The 18,581-nt window shown below is 32.8% G+C and carries 11 protein-coding genes and 1 riboswitch; of the genes, 9 read left to right on the forward strand and 2 right to left on the reverse strand.

The features are described from left to right. The first annotated feature begins 53 nt into the window (after positions 1–53). Positions 54–2,279, forward strand: a complete 2,226-nt coding sequence (locus ACHRVX_RS10305; protein ID WP_395331872.1) for a hypothetical protein — start codon at positions 54–56, stop codon at positions 2,277–2,279. A gap of 149 nt (positions 2,280–2,428) precedes the next feature. Beyond that, positions 2,429–4,648 carry a hypothetical protein gene (locus tag ACHRVX_RS10310; RefSeq protein WP_395331874.1) on the forward strand — a complete coding sequence of 740 codons (2,220 nt, stop codon included), beginning with the start codon at positions 2,429–2,431 and terminating at the stop codon, positions 4,646–4,648. Positions 4,649–4,687: 39 nt separating this feature from the next. Here the strand turns inward: ACHRVX_RS10310 and ACHRVX_RS10315 are convergent, their stop codons facing one another. After that, the gene (locus tag ACHRVX_RS10315) at positions 4,688–6,466 is read right to left on the reverse strand and encodes a DUF4153 domain-containing protein (protein ID WP_395331876.1); all 1,779 of its coding nucleotides are present in this window, start codon (positions 6,464–6,466) and stop codon (positions 4,688–4,690) included. A gap of 180 nt (positions 6,467–6,646) precedes the next feature. On the opposite strand from ACHRVX_RS10315, the gene ACHRVX_RS10320 reads away from it, so the two are divergent. Continuing rightward, a complete protein-coding gene (locus tag ACHRVX_RS10320) occupies positions 6,647–8,113 on the forward strand; it encodes a M28 family metallopeptidase (RefSeq protein WP_395331878.1) in 1,467 nt (488 codons plus the stop codon). Between the two features lie 325 nt (positions 8,114–8,438). Here the strand turns inward: ACHRVX_RS10320 and metK are convergent, their stop codons facing one another. Continuing rightward, positions 8,439–9,689 (reverse strand): methionine adenosyltransferase, encoded by a 1,251-nt coding sequence (gene metK, locus ACHRVX_RS10325; RefSeq protein WP_395331880.1) that lies wholly within the window; start codon positions 9,687–9,689, stop codon positions 8,439–8,441. A gap of 529 nt (positions 9,690–10,218) precedes the next feature. Between metK and ACHRVX_RS10330 the strand changes: the two genes are divergently transcribed. From ACHRVX_RS10330 to ACHRVX_RS10355, 6 genes are all read left to right on the forward strand, one after another. Then, on the forward strand, positions 10,219–13,065 hold the full coding sequence (locus ACHRVX_RS10330; protein ID WP_395331882.1) for a TonB-dependent receptor plug domain-containing protein: 2,847 nt from the start codon (positions 10,219–10,221) through the stop codon (positions 13,063–13,065). A 467-nt stretch (positions 13,066–13,532) separates the two neighbouring features. After that, positions 13,533–13,721 (forward strand): hypothetical protein, encoded by a 189-nt coding sequence (locus tag ACHRVX_RS10335; protein WP_395331884.1) that lies wholly within the window; start codon positions 13,533–13,535, stop codon positions 13,719–13,721. A 73-nt stretch (positions 13,722–13,794) separates the two neighbouring features. Continuing rightward, entirely contained in the window at positions 13,795–15,099 is a 1,305-nt protein-coding gene (locus tag ACHRVX_RS10340; protein WP_395331886.1) for an O-acetylhomoserine aminocarboxypropyltransferase/cysteine synthase family protein, read from the forward strand. A gap of 218 nt (positions 15,100–15,317) precedes the next feature. After that, positions 15,318–16,406: an aspartate kinase gene (locus ACHRVX_RS10345; protein ID WP_395331888.1), complete on the forward strand. Its 1,089-nt coding sequence runs from the start codon at positions 15,318–15,320 to the stop codon at positions 16,404–16,406. A 611-nt stretch (positions 16,407–17,017) separates the two neighbouring features. Next, entirely contained in the window at positions 17,018–17,221 is a 204-nt protein-coding gene (locus ACHRVX_RS10350; protein ID WP_395331890.1) for a hypothetical protein, read from the forward strand. 188 nt (positions 17,222–17,409) lie between these two features. Continuing rightward, positions 17,410–17,518: riboswitch (SAM riboswitch) on the forward strand. A gap of 72 nt (positions 17,519–17,590) precedes the next feature. Beyond that, positions 17,591–18,580 carry an alpha/beta fold hydrolase gene (locus tag ACHRVX_RS10355; RefSeq protein ID WP_395331892.1) on the forward strand — a complete coding sequence of 330 codons (990 nt, stop codon included), beginning with the start codon at positions 17,591–17,593 and terminating at the stop codon, positions 18,578–18,580. Position 18,581 lies beyond the last annotated feature (1 nt).

The raw sequence follows: 18,581 nt of genomic DNA on the forward strand, positions 1-18,581 counted from the left end.
CAATAATAATCGAATATCTTTACGTTTAATATTAACAAGCCAAAATTTATATTATGCGCAATTATATAGGGAGTTTCTTAGCATTCTTTTGTTTAATATCCGTTTCTTTTTCTCAAACAAAAACTATTGAAAAAGGATCTTATCTTTCTACAAACAAAGGTCAGAAAATCAAATTGAATTTACTGGAGGATAATAAATATGAGCTGGTTTTTTATTCCGGTAATTATCAGGTAAAAGGTGATTCATTATTGTTTACTCCAAGTGCAAAATCAGAAAATGGTTTTGAACTTGCTTTTAAAAATGATAAAAAAGCAAAAAAAATAAAAATAAAATTCTCAGATGCTGTCTACTATTATTCTTTTTATGTAGGTACGCAAAAGGGTTCAGGCAATGTTCAATACCAGCGATTGTCTGATATTAAAGATAAAGTAAACCCTCAGGGTGATAAAATCGATGTCGATTTTGAAATTGAAAAAGCAGATTTTTTGTATTTGGTTTATGAACAATATGGAGGAGATGATAGTAAAGTTTCGAAATTTGCTTTACCAAAAGATGTTTCAGAAGTTACTATCAAATATAATTTAGACGCTATAGGTGATTTGAATATTTCAGGTTTTTATGACCCAAAAACAAATGAGCTGATGATTTCTGAGCAATCAGGAAAAAGTCCGTTGGTTTTTCGTAATGCAAAAGATGTTCAGCCCGAAAAAACATCCCAAATAACTCCTTTAGAAAATAAAACTATTCCTAACTGGACGTATCCAGGTAAAGAACCTTTGGTAAATGATGATTTTGGTACTGCCGTTGACTCTACCGTTGTTGAAACGGATCCTCTTCCTGCAACATATGATTTTAAATTAAAAATCGAAAACAATTTAAAAAGTGCTCTTTCATCAAACAAATCAGCTAAAAATAAATTTTTGGTAGTTGCAGTTGATAGCAAAAATACTTCGGCAAAAGCTGATTTTGATACTTTTATTAAAGATCAGGAAACGCAAATAGGATATACAATGTACGATTCCTATCATCCGGAATATGACATGTACAATTTTTATTTGGCTACAGCCGATGATAAAAAATGGTTGAAAACAAATAAAATTACAGATCCAAGTGTGGTTATTTTAAATAATAACGGAGATGTTTTAGCTGTTGCAAATTCTAATTTGACAGAGAAACAATATCAGTTTAATTATTATGACGGACTTTATAAAAAATTACAAAGAACAGAAGGATTCTCTGCTTTTAGTAAAACAGTAAAAAACAAAAAGGCAACTGATGCTGATATAATTCAGGCTTTTAATAAAGTTGCGGTTCTTGAAGCAACTTACGAGTATGAAACAGAATCAAATGATGAAAATCCAACAGACTTTAAGTTTGTAAATACTGCTTTGGATAAAAAAGAAGTCAATCAAATCTGGAAAAATTTAATTACAGCACATCAAAAAGATACAAAACCAAATATGTATCTCGTAGAAACCATTCTGAAAGAAATTAAAAATCAGGGATTCTCTAAACAGTTTTTTAAAGATGATAAAGTTTTAAACGACACTGATTTTCTTTCGATAGATTATTTAATCAAACATTATGACGCTATAGATGCAGAACGCGCAGCATTTAATGCAAAAGAAGGCGAAACACACTTAATAGGAAGTTTGAATACTGAAATTTCCGCAGCTTTACAGCAGAATAAATATGTAACTGAAAATGATATTGCAGCAGATAAAAATGAAGGCAAAACAATTTCGGTTTATAAAAAGTTAATTGCTGGTGGAAAAGGAAACTTTGAGGCGTATCAAAATTATTTCACATTTCTGGAAGAAGCACAAGATAAAGACGGTTCTAATACTACTTATTTAAAAGAGTTCAGCACTTATTTTAATGTTAATCTGGCAACAGATAAAGGAAGCGTGATCGAAAAATTAGACGATATGTTTACGTCGTTAGATCCAAGTTCTGATTATTCGTATAACGGATGGAATTCCTTTAAGGAATATCATTCTAATTTGGCTAATTCTGCAGCGTGGACAGTAGTTTCTAAACCCGGAAATAGTAGTTTTATAAAATCGGCAATTACATGGTCAGAATATAGTTTAGTGGTAGCAAAAAATAATCCGTATTATTTAGATACGCTGGCACAATTATATTATAAAGACGGGCAAAAGCAAAAAGCAATTGAAACACAAACTCTCGCCGTTAAATATTTAACTGCTGAGGTCGAAGAGGAAACAGCAATTGAAATAAAAGAAACGTTAAGCAAGATGCAAAACGGAACGTATTAAATTATTTAAAAAACACTATAAGCGAAAGCCTGACAATTAGCAACTGTCAGGCTTTTTTTATTTGTAATTATTAGTTACAAATACTTTGATAGCATATTTTAATCAAACACATTTGTAAGAATTATATGTATTTTTTGAATAAGTTAGCTATGCAGAATTATTGTTACTTTTTGTTACTTCTTTTGTTTTTAAGTGTCCCGTCTTTTGCCCAGCAAGAGACTTTAAAAAGTAAATCATATTATTCGCTTAATGATTCAGGCCGAAGAATGAAATTTAATTTATTGGATAATAGTAAGTTCGAATTAATAACACTTTATGGAGATTACGAAGTAAAGGGCGACTCATTACTATTTAAGAACTCGAATGTTGATGTACCTTTTTTTGAAGTTAAGTACTTAAAAAAGACTTCGATTGCTTCAGATAAAATAAAATTAAGTTTTCAGAATGACCACGGTTTTTACGGTCTCTATTTGGGAACACAAGACGGAACAGATCCTATTCAGTATCAAAAAATATCAACAATAATAGAATATAATTCACATGGTGATGCTAATGAAAGTTTTGATATTAAAAGAACTCAGTATTTATATCTCATAAGTGAAGGATTTGACTTTGAACCAAGAAAAATATTCAAATATGAAATACCAGATACAATTACTGAACTAAAAATAAACGTTAACTATGCTCCATCCGGTATTAAAGAATTTTCGTGTTTTTATGACAAAAGTAAAAATCAATTATTGATTAGTTCTACTAGTGATGTTGTTACCATTTTTCATCCAAATGAAGCTGTTGCAGACTCAAATAATTCTATAATCCAGCCTTTAGAAAAGAAAGAAGTTTTAAGCTGGACTTATCCAGGAAAAGAAACCGATGATTATGGAGATGTTGCCTCTCCTCAAGAAATAAGTGATTTACCAGATACAGATTTTAAACTAAAAATCGAAAAAACTTTGGATGATGCCATTAAACAAACTAAAACAGATGGAAATAAATTTTTAGCCGTATATAGTGATCCGAAAAATGCAGAAGCACAGGCTGAATTTGATAATTTAATAGAAAAACAACAACGTTATATAGGATATATTTCAAGTACTTATGAGCCTCAATACGATCTTTATAATTTTTATTTGACATCGAAAGATGATGAAAACTGGCTGAAAAAGAATAAAATGACAGATTCGCCAGTTTTAATGGTTTTAGATAAAAAGGGAATTATTTTAGCATGGGCAAAATCAAATTTATCTCCTGATAAAATAGATAAGTTTATGTATTATGATTCTTTTAATGGTAAACTTAAAAGAACTTACCTAAAAAATAATTTTGCTCAAGCATTAAATAATAAAGACTCGAAAGATGCCGAATTAGTACAGGCATTTTATAATGTTTCAGCACTTGCATCATTGGGCGATGATTATGAATATAGTGAGGAATATGGCAACAAAGACGATTTTAAGTTTGTTAAATTCGATTTAGACCAAAAGAAAGCGAGACAGGTTTGGAAAAAACTAATAGAAACACATCAAAATGATATAAGTCCGGATATAGTGCTCGTTCAGGCAATTTTGCAGGAAATAAAAAATGCTGGCTATACAAAACAAGTATATTCAGAACGTAAAATTTTAGACGAGACTGATTTTAAATCTATAGATTATTTGATAAAACATTATATTGCAATTGATGCGAAACGCACAGAATGTAACGATCAGGAAAATGCTTCAATTCAAATAGGAAATTTAAGCACAGAGATTTCAAATGTATTGCAAAATTCAACTTCCAGTTACGAGGCAGAAAATGGGCGTTATAAAAAATCCAATGAGAAAAATATTAAGGAAACATACGGGAAGATACTTTTAATTGATCAAGTAAATTTTGAGTTTTATAGAAATTACTTCCTTTATTTAGCTGATAATGCTGAGAAAACAAATGATAATGCTGTTTATATACAAGAGTTTGAAAAATATTTTGATAAATATTTAGTCAATAAAGAAAATTTAATTCAAAATCTGGATAAATTATATGACAATGCTTTTGATTCTACTACCCTTTATTATTATGATTGGAAAGGATTTAAAGAGTATTATGCTAATTTATGTAATGAAATATCTTGGGCTGTTACAGTATTAAATTCTAAAGATCTGATTTATATAAAAAAAGCCATTAATTGGTCTGAGTGCAGTTTAGTTTTAAATAAAAACAATCCGTTTTATTTAGATACGCTGGCGCAATTATATTATAAAGACGACCAAAAGCAAAAAGCAATTGAAACACAAACTCTCGCCGTTAAATATTTAACTGCTGAGGTCGAAGAGGAAACAGCAATTGAAATAAAAGAAACGTTAAGCAAGATGCAAAACGGAACGTATTAAAATAACAAAGCCTTTGAATTTATTTTCAAAGGCTTTTTTTTAGTTCTTGATTTTTACCAGAACTTTAATATTGTAATTGTTAAGTACTTTTTTATGGTTTACAATTTTACCATTAGTATTAAGATAAGAGATCACTATTTTATATTTTGAAGTTTCTACATACTGAACTATTTTTTTATTCAGATTAGAATTTTTGTCAAAATCAGCATTTTTATTTACAAAATCGGTAATGGGCAACGGAATAATATCCTGGTTAATTTGTAGTGTAAAACCAGCATCAACAACTGTAGATTTTAGGGAATAACTTTTATTTTCAATTGTTAAACAATCTTTACAGTCAAAATTTTTCTCGTAGGAAGAAAGATTAAACGACATATCATATCCATGAATGTTTTCTACAGCGTTTTGGTCGTTTTCATAATAATAGTAATAAAATTCGTTTTTGTTTTTATCTTCTCTATCATATGAAGCTCTGTATTCATAACCCAAAGCTTCCATTATTTTATAATCGCCCGGATTTTTATCTTTTTTAAGAAGCGCGTCTAATTTATTTTTCGCGTACGGAATCATAACTTCTACACCATAATTGTTTTCTAAAAAGGTAACAATACTGCTTAAATCCTGCTCTTGTTTAAAAGTCAGTTTTTTATGATCTGCGTTTTGCATAAAAATTTCAAAACGGGATAACTGACTGATTTTTGAAATAGAATTAGCACTTTGTGGGCCAATAATAGAAAACAATCCTGCCAAACACATGCTTATTGGAATAAACTTAATTTTTGGCTGTTTTTGGATTAAAAAATAAGCCACAACAATACACAACCAAATCGATAATAATAAAACATAATAACGTTCATTCGTAAATCCGTAAAGATTGATTCTGTACAAAATTGCCCAAAAAAGCAATCCCAATAACGGAATCAATAAAAAATAAAACCAGCGACTGAAGGTTCGCATCCATAAATTATTAGTTTCAGTCGCAATAGGATGAACCAATAAAAAAGATAAAATTCCGAAAATGGCAAATACCAAAACAAGGTAGGAAACCCAGCCAACAGGCAATGAAAGAGTTACCAGAATTTTAGCTTCATAACATATTAAAATCACTAAATACAGGCTTATAAGTGGCAATAAAACATATTGAGTGAAATTTTTAAGACCTTTTGGATAATTTAAAATTAAAGGATCTTCGCTGTTATTAGTTTCAGGAACTCCGTTTAAAAAGAAAATAGTATTAAATATTCCGGCAATTACAAAAAAGACATGGAAATAAATATGATCGTAAAATTCAACCTTAAATAATTTATCAACCGCTAATATTGCTAATGCTAAACCGGAATAAAGTACAACGCTGTATAATCCCGCGGTTAAAATCCTGAGGAAAAGTTGTTTGTTGAATTCCCAAAATTCATCCTGATGATACGTTCTGGGTATAAAACCCGCAAACGAAACTAATAAATGCAATGCAATATTAAGAACAAAGAATTGTTGTATTTCGAGATCTGTGACGTTTTTATGAAAGTTAAAAACAAAAAGAACAATAAGGCTTCCAAGAACTAAACTCGTTAAAAAGCGCAAAAGATTATTCTTTTTTGAAGCTAAAAAATACAAACTCACAGAAAGAAATAGAACCAAACATAAAGAGCAACTCATCAAAGCCTTCTCGTAAAGCTCTTTGTTTGGATCGTTATATTCTTTTTCATTAAGAATAATGGCTATAATAGTCCCTAAAACCGTAGTTAAGGTTTCCAGCGGAAATCTTGAAACTGTTTTTATTGTTGCTTTTAGAACGTTTTGTAACGAAGGAAGTCGGCTCATTTTTTAATCAGTTATATTGTACTAAGGAAGGTAAATTGTGAGAGATAACCAAATAAAAGTAATAATGATAAAAAAATGTTGGGATCATTTTATTGAATTAACATTTCAGTACTATTTCAAATGCAAACAGGCGATTTTTTCTCTATAAATTAGTAAGTTTGGGTTACTAAATTAAAACGTATGAAAAATAAAATGATTCTCGTTTTACTTGCTTGTGGTGGTGTAGTTTTCTCGCAGGCAATTAAAAAACCGCTAGTTTCAGCAATTACAGATAAAGACCTTAAAACCGATATGTACCAAATGGCCGGTGATCATTTTAATGGTCGTGAAGCAGGAACTTTAGATGAGTTAAAGGTATCGATGTGGCTGGCAAATAAAGCCAAAGAGGCAGGAATGGCTCCGGCAGGTGATGATGGAACGTACTTTCAGTTTTTTGATATGTACAGGCATCAGGTAACTCCGAACACGAAATTTAAAATTGGACAAAAAGAATTTAAATTGTGGAAAGATGTTCTGGTAGCAGAAACAACCAATATTAAAGTTGATGCATCCCTAGTCTATTTAGGAGCTGCAACAAAAGAAGAAATTGAAAAAGCAGATATCAAAGGGAAAGCAGTTGTTATTTTAGCTTCCAAACAAGGAATTGCAGATGATATCTCGCTGTTTGACAGACGTTATCCTGGGCTTGTCAGAAACAAATATTACGATCTTGTAGTTAAAAAAGGAGCAACTGCCCTGATTATGGTAGCTGATGCATTAGCAGAAGAAAGCTGGTCGCAGGTTGAACCGCAAATGACAAGAGGTGTTTACGGAATTGAAGGTTTAAGAGATAAAATTGGAGGAACAATGCCGGTTTTCTGGGTACACAACGATCAATTAGACTATTTAAAAACGACTAAAGATCTTTTATCTACCGAAGTTATTTCTGAAACGTATAAATATCCTTCAGTAAATATTGTGGGTACAATTGAAGGAACTGATGCTAAATTGAAAAATGAATATGTTCTTTTTAGCGGACATCAGGATCATGATGGTGTAAGACAAAAATACGGAAAGGACTCTATTTACAACGGTGCCGATGATAATGCAAGTACTTGTGTAGCAATGTTAGCTATCGCAAGAGCCTATAAAAAACAACCCGGAAAAAGAACAGCGTTATTTGTATTTCATGGTTCAGAAGAACGTGGATTGTTAGGTTCAAGATGGTACGCATCGCACTCAACAGTTCCCGAAAAAGATATTATTGCAGTATTAAACGGAGATATGATTGGTAGAAATAATGTAAACCAGGCAGCGCTTTTAGGTTCAAGTTCTCCTCATGAAAATTCATCAGATTTAGTGGCTATTGCCAAAAGAGCCAATGACGAAGGGCCTAAATTTGACTTGGATAAACTTTGGGACAGACCGGAACATCCTGAGTATTTTTACTTTCGTTCAGATCATTTACCATATGCAAAAAGAGGAATTCCATCTGTTTTCTACACCAGTGTTTTGCACAGCCAATACCATACACCAATGGATGAATCTGAAAACATTGACTTTGTAAAATTGCACAAAATGACAGAGTGGATGTACCGCACAGGCTGGATTTTATCTAATGATGCAACACGCCCTAAAACATTACCAAATGTACAATTAGAGAGATAAATTGTTTTACAGTTCAATGTTTGCTTGTTATTTATTTGAACGCGGATGACACGGATTTACTTCGTAAAGACGCGGATTAAAGCGAATTTTTTATTTTAGATTGAGTTAAAATCAGACGAAGATTATTTTATATTCTGCTCAAAGCAAAATATAAACCAAAAAAATCCGTTTTAATCCGTTTTAATCCGCGTTTTCGCGATAGCGAATCCGTGTTATCCGCGTTCAATAAACACACAGATTTTAAATTTCAAAATCCAGTAAAAATAAAAGAGGCTGTCTAAATAAATAGACAGCCTCTTTATGTATGTAAATGTTACAGATTAAATTACAATCCAAATTCAGCTTTTACTTTGTCAACAAAATCAAGTTTTTCCCAAGTAAACAACTCAACAGTAACCGTTTTTACATGTCCACCCGGAGCCGAAAAAGTTTTAGTTACAACTTCTGGTGTACGTCCCATGTGTCCGTAAGCAGCGGTTTCGCTATAAATAGGATTTCTTAATTTTAAACGTTGCTCGATAAAGTAAGGACGCATATCAAAGATAGCTTCTACTTTTTTAGCGATTTCACCGTTCGTTAAGTTTACTTTAGCAGTTCCGTAAGTATCAATGAAAATTCCCATTGGTTCAGCAACTCCAATTGCGTACGAAACCTGAACTAAAATCTCATCAGCAACACCGGCAGCCACTAAGTTTTTAGCGATATGACGTGTAGCATAAGCAGCGCTTCTGTCCACTTTACTTGGATCTTTTCCAGAGAATGCACCACCACCGTGAGCACCTTTTCCACCGTAAGTATCAACAATGATTTTTCTCCCTGTTAAACCAGTATCTCCGTGAGGTCCTCCAATAACGAATTTTCCTGTTGGGTTAATATGGTAATTGATTTTATCATTGAATAAATGCGCGTGAGTTGGATTTTTAGCAATGATTCTTGGAATCAAAATATCGATAATATCTTTTTTGATTTTAGCAAGCATAGTAGCTTCTTCATCAAAATCATCGTGTTGAGTTGAGATTACAATAGCATCAATACGGGTTGGCTTGTTATCATCGCTGTATTCTAAAGTTACCTGCGATTTTGCATCAGGACGTAAATAAGTAATCTCCTTATTTTCACGTCTCAAAATTGCTAATTCCTGTAATAATTTATGAGATAAGTCAAGTGCCAAAGGCATGTAGTTTTCAGTTTCGTTAGTTGCGTAACCAAACATCATTCCCTGATCTCCTGCACCTTGCTCTTCTGGCTTAGCTCTGTCAACACCTTGATTAATATCTGCAGATTGCTCATGAATTGCAGAAAGAATCCCACAAGAATTGGCCTCAAACATATACTCGCTTTTTGTATATCCAATTTTACGGATTACATCGCGCGCAATTTGCTGCACATCAAGATAGGTATTCGATTTTACTTCACCAGCTAAAATTACCTGACCTGTAGTAACAAGAGTTTCACAAGCTACTTTTGAGTCAGCATCAAATGCCAAAAAGTTATCAATTAATGCATCCGAAATTTGATCTGCAACTTTGTCTGGATGCCCTTCACTAACAGATTCTGACGTAAATAAATAAGCCATAATAATTTATTAAATTAAAATTAAGTGAGGAAAAAAATTGCTTAAAAAGGGCTAAAGGAGAATATCTGCTTTAGCATTTTTTACTACTGAAATTAAATTCTTCAGTATTCATAACGAACCGTTTCATTATGAAGAGGTTGCAATCAGTTCAAATTTTTCCTCTGTATTCGGGTGCAAAGGTATAAAACCATTTTGATTTGCAAATTAAAGTTCTCTTTTTTTTAATTTTATATGCAGAAATTTAACATAACATACTATTTTGATAGGGTAATAGAAATTATTTCTGTTTTTGTTTGGTCGATTAAAAAATAGTTTGCAAATTTGCCCCATCAAAATAAAAGAAAAGATGAAATTAACTGTTTGCAATATGTCTTGTATGATGCCGGAGCCTTCCGCAGAGACACTGTTGTAGTTTTTTTTCAAAAATATATATAGAGCCTCTGCCAACCGCAGAGGCTTTTTTTATTTGTAAAAAGCTCGGAAACAGGATCACTTTTCAAACCAAAATAATAATCAATCAGAAAAAGCAATGAAAAAAAATGTATTACTGGCATTAGGTCTTTTGACAATTTCGGGAGTTTATGCTCAGGAAAATAAAAAAGAGCAGGACAGCTTAAAAAATAACGAATTATCAGAAGTTACTATAGTAGGATCCAGAAGTAAAAACCGCGTAAAAACCGATGTTCCTGTTCCTGTGGATATTTTTAATATCTCTGAAATCACAAAAGGTTCCCCACAAACCAGCGTTACCCAGATTTTAAATTATGTTGCGCCATCCTTTACAAGTAATGCAACTTCTACCGCAGATGCTACAGATCACGTTGATCCGGCACAATTAAGAGGATTAGGGCCGGATCAGGTTTTAATTTTGGTCAACGGAAAACGCAGACATTCAAGTGCATTGGTAAACATTAACGGATCGCCGGGAAGAGGATCTGTAGGAACAGATTTAAATGCGATTCCATCATTTGCAATCGAAAGAATCGAAGTTTTGCGTGATGGTGCAGCAGCGCAATATGGTTCTGATGCAATTGCAGGAGTTATCAATATTGTATTGAAAAAGAGTGCTAATTTTATTTCAGGAGGAATTCAGTACGGAACTAATTTATCTTCAGGATCAAATAATTTCAAAGGCGGAGCTGATGGTCAGACTTTACAAGTAGATCTTAATTACGGAACATCATTAGGTAAAACAGGAAGTTTCCTGAATGTTACCGGAAGCGCCGTAACCAGACAAGCAACAAGCCGTGCAGGAATTAGAAGCAATGGTATTTTTAATGCTTATAACGCGGTCGAAAACAGAGCTGCTCAAAATGGACTTGCAATTAATTCCTTATTTAGCAATATCAATAACACGCCCAATTCTGCACAAATTATAAGCTCATTACAGCAATATGCACCACAGGTTAGTTATTTTACACCGGCACAACAAACTGCAATTTCATCGGCTACGACACTTACTCAAATGCAAACCGCTTTGAATTTTGATGTAACCAATAATGAGATTGCATACAGAGGCCAGGAAAGAAGCGATTATAATATGAGTGTAGGTCAGTCAGAACTGGCATCAGGGCAATTGTATTATAACACAAAATATCCTTTGACTGAAACTACCGCTTTGTACTCTTTTGGTGGAGTTTCGTACAGAAATGGTAAATCTTATGCCTTTAACAGATTGCCAAACGGTTCCGGAACTTTCACTCAGGTATATGAAAACGGATTCCTGCCGGAAATTCAATCGGATATTTTAGATGCCTCATCTGCGGTTGGGGTTACAACAGAATTATTTGGGTTTGATACAGATCTTAGTACAAACCTTGGATCAAATTCTTTTCAATATGATGTAAACAATACTATTAATGCAACTTTGGGAACGAACTCGCCTTCAAGTTTTGATGCCGGTAAAGTTTCGTTTTTGCAAAGTACAACTAATTTAGATTTCAGTAAAAAGCTCGATGTTCTAGAGGGATTAAATCTTGCTTTTGGTGGAGAATTCAGATATGAAAATTATCAGATCAAACAAGGAGAAGAAGCTTCTTACGGATTATACGATACAAACGGAAATGTGGTTCCTGGATTATTGCCAAGCACTTCTCCATTAATTGTGACAGACTTTTTTGGTAATAAACGCGGAGCAGGCGCACAGGGATTTTCAGGATTTCAACCCACAGATGCTAAAGAAAAAGACAGAAAAAGTGGCGCTGCTTATGTTGATTTAGAATTAAATGCCACTAAAAACTGGCTTTTAAACGGAGCGGTTCGTTATGAGAATTATTCAGATTTTGGAAGTACCGTTATTTTTAAACTGGCTTCTCTTGTAAAAATAAACGATAATATCAATTGGAGAATTTCGGGACAAACAGGTTTTAGAGCGCCATCATTACAACAAAAATATTTTGAAGCAAGTTCAACCCAATTCATCAACGGTTCTCCTTATCAGGTAGGGTATTTTACAAATGATTCGCAGGCAGCAAAAAGTATTGGAGTTGAAAATCTGAAACCTGAAAAATCAAAAAGTATCAGTACCGGATTTACCTTCAAAATTCCTGAAGCAAATATCACCATTGCAACAGATGCTTATTTTACAAGAATCGATGACAGAGTGGTTTTAACGGGACAATATTCAAGACCAACAGATGCGCAAATAAGTGGAGCAACATCGCCTGCACAAGGAGAAGCTTTGACTTTATTTCAACAAGCATTTGATTTGAAAGGAGTAGAAAGAGCTTCGTTCTGGACGAACGGAATCAACTCTGAAACAAAAGGAATTGATGTTGTAATTTCTCAAAAATACGATGTTATTCAGGATTTCACTATCCGAAATGATTTTGCTTTAAGTTATAATACAACTAAACGAGTTGGAGATTTAAATGTTCCCCAATCTATTATTGATGCCGGCGGAGATGCTTATAAATATTCATTTTTCCCGGAGTCAAGCCGAATTTATTTAGAAGAAGCGATTCCGAAATTGAAAGCAAATTTAACGACGACTTTCAATATTAAAAAGCTCGATATTTATTTGAGAAACAGTTATTTTGGAGAAGTTACAGATCCCGGAGCAACAGATGTAAATTTAGACGGATCATCTTCAGTTTATGAACATCCTGTATATAGCGCGAAATTAGTAACCGATTTATCTTTCGGATATCAAATCAATGAGAAATTCAGGTTGACGGTTGGATTTAATAATATAGGAGATGTTTATCCGGACAGAAATAATCCTGCAACTCCGGCATTTACAAATACAACGCCAACATTGTCTCCGGCACCAAGCGTAGATTTAACAAATGCGAATCAGTTTGCGTATTCAAGAGCAGTTTCACAATTTGGATTAAACGGAAGATTTGGTTTTGCAAGATTAAGTTTCAAATTTTAAAAATAAATTGGCCACGGGTCTTACGGATTAAACGGATTTACGCGAATTTTTTTTAATCATTATAATCTGTGGTAACTTTTTTTAAGCAGATGAGGAAAATAAAAAAATCCGCGTAAACCGGTTCAAACCCGTAAAATCCGTGGGCAAAATAAAATAAAAATCTTGTATTTTCAGGGCTTTGAAAAAAATAACATTAAATCTCACTTTTTGATTTGGTAGTTCTGAAAATAGTTTATATATTTACTCTATCAAATTAGTCGAGTTTAAAAAAAGAATTAATTTAAATAAAATGAAAATGAAAACAATAGCGAATAATATGATTATATGTTGTGAGATGATGCAAATGTGCATCCCAAATCGCTGTTGCCAAAAGTGAAAGAGTAAATCTTTGTTATAGTTAGACTATAAGCCCTTTTGGTAGCCATCCGAAAGGGCTTTTTTATTTCCACACTTTTAAAATTCAAATTATGAAAACATTAAATTCAATTGCAATAGAATATTTATTGAGAAACGATTCTCAAAAAAACAATACTACGTCAGAAGACCTATTAGGAGAAGTTATTAGAATAAATGCAGAGCAGAATATCAAAAGTCAAAAATCATTACTGTTTCAAATGTATGATCTTGAAGAAGAAGCAGACGATTTTTTTGCATAAAGAATTCAATTACAATTACAAAAATCAATTACAAAATATACAATATTAACAATATCTAAAAAACTAAGAAATCATGAGCACACCAAAATTTGCAACAAACGCACTACATGCAGGACACGATGTTACTAAAAATGCAGGAACAAGAGCAGTACCTATTTATCAGACATCATCATATGTATTTAACGATTCAGATCATGCTGCCAATTTATTTGGTCTTGCCGAAGCCGGATTTATTTACACAAGATTAAACAACCCTACAAACGATGTGCTGGAACAACGTCTTGCAGCGCTTGAAGGCGGAATTGGCGCTGTTGTTACAGCATCAGGAGCATCGGCAATTTCGACTACTTTCCTGACTTTGTTAAAAGCCGGAGATCATATTGTGGCTTCAAATAGTTTATACGGAGGAACTTATAATTTACTTAGCGTGACATTGCCTCGTTTAGGAATTACCAGCACATTTGTAGATCCGTCCCAACCGGAAAATTTCACTAAAGCCGCCAAAGAAAATACAAGAGCCTTTTTTGTAGAATCTTTGGGGAATCCAAAATTAGATGTATTAGACTTAAAAGGAATTTCGGCGGAAGCCAAAAACTTTAAAGTGCCTTTTATTGTAGACAATACGGTTGCTACACCTTATTTATTGAATCCAATTCAATACGGAGCAGATATTGTAATTCACTCTTTAACCAAATATATTTCAGGAAACGGAACTTCATTAGGAGGCGTTATTATAGATGCAGGAAATTTTGACTGGTCAAACGGAAAATTCCCTGAATTTACAGAACCTTCAGCAGGATATCACGGATTAGTCTATCACGAAGCTTTAGGAAATGCTGCTTTTATTGCAAAAGCAAGAATCGAAGGATTGCGTGATTTTGGTGCAGCTTTAAGTCCGTTTAATGCTTTTCAAATCATTCAGGGATTAGAAACTTTACCAATCAGAATCCAGAAGCACAGCGAAAATGCTTTGGCATTGGCCTCTTGGTTAGAAAAACAAGATGAGGTTGTCTGGGTGAATTATCCGGGACTAAAAACCAATAAATATTATGATTTAGCACAACAATATTTACCAAAGGGACAAAGTGGAGTAGTGACTTTTGGATTAAAAGGTGGTTTTGATGCTGCTAAAAAAGTAGTAGATCAAACGAAATTATTTTCGCTTTTGGCGAACATTGGTGATACAAAATCATTAATCATTCATCCGGCAAGTACAACGCACCAACAATTATCTGATGCAGATCAATTAGAAACAGGAGTTTCAAAAGATTTAGTCCGACTTTCTGTTGGAATTGAAGATATCGAAGATTTAATAGCTGATTTGCAAGCTGCTTTCGCAAGCGTAACCCAATCGCAATACAGCGTTAATAAAAATTAGGTTTTTTTGTTTTTTGTTTGAAAAATTGCCTTTAGTAGCGTGAGTTCTGCTAGAGGTGATTTTTTATAAAAACACTGCATATATTTTTACCATATAAGTAATATAAGTTCATTTTAGTAGAGACGCACAGCAATGCCTCTAAATTGTATAAGTTGATAACATTAAATGAACTTATATCGCTTATATGGTTTTAATTAACCCCCAATAAATTAGAAATTATGTCAAAGCTTAAAATAAATATCATCCTTTTTGGAATTGGAAATATAGGAAGTACTTTGATCAATCAAATTATCGAAAGTCAGGAATTTTTTCTCGAAAGCAGAAACGTCGATTTTCATTTTCCGATTATAACCAATTCAACAGTAGCTTTTTTCGAGAAAGAAGGCGTAGGATATGCCTGGGAAACCAATTTTCTGGAATTGGCAGTTCCGTTTAAAGTGCAGGATATTATTGAATTTGCCAAAGAAAATGAATTTGAGAATCTGATTGCGGTTGATGCAACGGCAAGCGACGAGTTAATTCATCATTATAATACCCTGATTGAAAACGGATTTAATATTGTAGCGGTAAATAAAAAGGCAAATACATTACCAATCGATCTGTATAAAGAAATCAGGTCGAATTTAAAAAAATACGACAAAGAGTTTTTGTATGAAACATCAGTAGATACAGGATTTCCGGTATTGCAAACTTTAAGAGATTTGTATTATTCAGGTGAAAAAATCACAAAGATCCGAGGTGTTTTTTCAGATAACCTGAGTTATGTCTTTAATCGATTTGCTAATGAAGAAGTTACTTTTTCTTCTCTTTTAAAAGATGCCAGTTTACTTGGTTTAATGCGTTCAACTTTCAAAGAAGATTTATCCGGAAATGATACAGCAAGAAAACTGCTGATTTTGACCAGGGAAATCGGGAAGGATTTTGATCTTTCGGATATAAAAATCAATTCATTAATACAACAAGAACATCTTGAACAAAACGGCATTCTTAGTAAGGAAGCAATTGACAGATACTTTAAAATTGCAAAAATTACCCAGAAGGATAATCATGTATTGCGATATGTTGGGGAATTTGATGTAGAGAAAAATACTTTAGAAGTCAAATTAGTTTCAGAACCCATAACATCTGCAATTGGACAATTAAAAGGTTCAGATACTATTTTTGAAATCTACACACAATCTTACGCAGATGTTCCTATTGCGATTCAAAGTGCTTCGGCATGTAAGCAAGCCATTTCAAGAGGGATAATAACTGACATTTTGAAAGTGGCCGAGAAAATTAAAAATAAAGAAGCAGTTTGGTTGTAAGTGGTTTGAAATAGTAGTCAGTTGTTCTTTGATATAATGAAACAGGAAAGTTCGTTGTGTAATTTTTTGTAAGTTTTAGCTTTCAATTATTGGATTGTTAATTTTGTAAGATGTTTTTTAACGTTTAAATTTTGTTTTTTAACGATTTTTATGATTAATGTGTTGAACATCACTTGCGTAATTGAAAAAATATTCGCACATTTGTAATACCTCAAACTGCAAAAACAAAAAAGTTAACTTTTTAACATTAGTTATCTAAAATGAAACAAAAGCTGGTACTGCTTTATTTCTTTTTTGATTTTTGAAAGAAGGATGGTTTTAAATATTTCAACAGTTTCGAGTAGCTTATTAAAAGTAAACAAATGCAAGAATTTTTTAAAATAGCAATTAAATCACAGATGAATAAATCCCTACAGATGAACAAGATGTTTAACGTCGCACGTATTTGTGTACGCGTCTGTTGATACTAAAAGTATATATAAGTTGTTAAAAACTTAAACCCTTTTGGTATTCACGTCCAAAAGGGTTTTTTTATTTCATTTGGCACCATAACAAAAAATTAAACATACAATAAAGATTATAAAACACAAACTAACATAAACTTAAATATCATGAGCAAATTAAACTACATAACAAGAACATTTTCTACGTTGAAAAACTTAAGAACTAAAAGAAACAATCCGCCACCGACAACAAATGAATTGGTACATCCAAGATTTGGTATTACTGAGGCAGATAAAATAGCAGAAAAAAAAGAGCCAAACTCATTATTGTTTTTGATGTATTCAAAAGAAAATGAAACACTTTTTATCTAAATCAAAAAGTATCATAAAATAGGGGAATACCTGCTTAATTTTACTGGGCTAATTGTTCGGTAATTTTTTGCGTACAAGAGTTTGTGTTTGAATTATCTTTAAGGAAATGAGGAATCAGTTTCGATAAAATTTGTTTGTTTAAGAAATTAGTAGTTAATTTGCACCTTTAAGTTCAAAAACGTATTGAAATGTTATAAAGAAAGGACGAGGGATTAGACCCGATGAATCCTTAGCAACCCTTCGTTAAATCGAAGAAGGTGCTGCATTCTACCACGCCCAAACGTGGAAAGATAACAACAAGAATTTTTCTAGTTTCAGTCTAGTACTTTCTTTCTAATATTTCCACATACAAATCAATAATAAAAAGATTTGAAATTGGAAAATATACCAAGTCCCATTATAATTCATGATTTCATCACAGAAAGTGGTGCATCATATCATTCACTACCATTAAGTTTTACCATTTCTGGTTTGCCATTATACAGCGCGCCTATTGTTTTGGTCAATCACGCTTTAACCGGAAACGCTCAGGTTACAGGTGAAAACGGTTGGTGGAATGATTTAATTGGAGATGAAAAAACAATTGACACCCACAGATATACCATACTAGCATTTGACGTTCCGGGTAACGGAAATGATTCGTTTGTAGTTGAAAACTATCAGGATTTCACAACAAGAGATATTGCCCGAATTTTTATAAAAGGACTTGAAGTCTTAAAAATCGATCAGGTTTACGCTATCATTGGCGGCTCTGTAGGTGGAGGAATTGCCTGGGAAATCCTTGCATTAGAACCTCACATTACCCAAAACTTAATTCCAATTGCAACTGATTGGAAATCGACAGACTGGATGATTGCTAATTGCTACCTGCAAGAGCAAATCCTTAACAATTCTTCAAAACCTATTGAAGATGCCAGAATCCATGCCATGTTGTGTTATCGCTCTCCTGAATCATTCAAAGAAAAATTTCAACGCACGATCAACAACCAACTTTTGATTTTTAATATTGAAAGCTGGCTGGCACATCACGGCGAAAAATTACAAAAAAGATATCAATTGGCATCATATAAGCTGATGAACCAATTGCTCAAAACAATAGATATTACCAGAAATAGTGCCGATTTCGAAACTTTAATGTCCAGAACAAATGCAGCGATCCATATTATCGGAATCAACTCAGATTTGTTTTTTACACCAAAAGAAAATCGGGAAACTTTTAATGAATTAAAAAAGTTCAAAGACAATGTCTTTTACAGCGAGATAGATTCCGTTCACGGACATGACGCTTTTTTAATCGAGTACAAACAATTAGATCATTTACTTGCCGATATTTTTAAGGCAGAAACAATAGAAAAATAAA

The organism is Flavobacterium sp. FlaQc-47 (assembly GCF_044006475.1).
Classification (GTDB): domain Bacteria; phylum Bacteroidota; class Bacteroidia; order Flavobacteriales; family Flavobacteriaceae; genus Flavobacterium.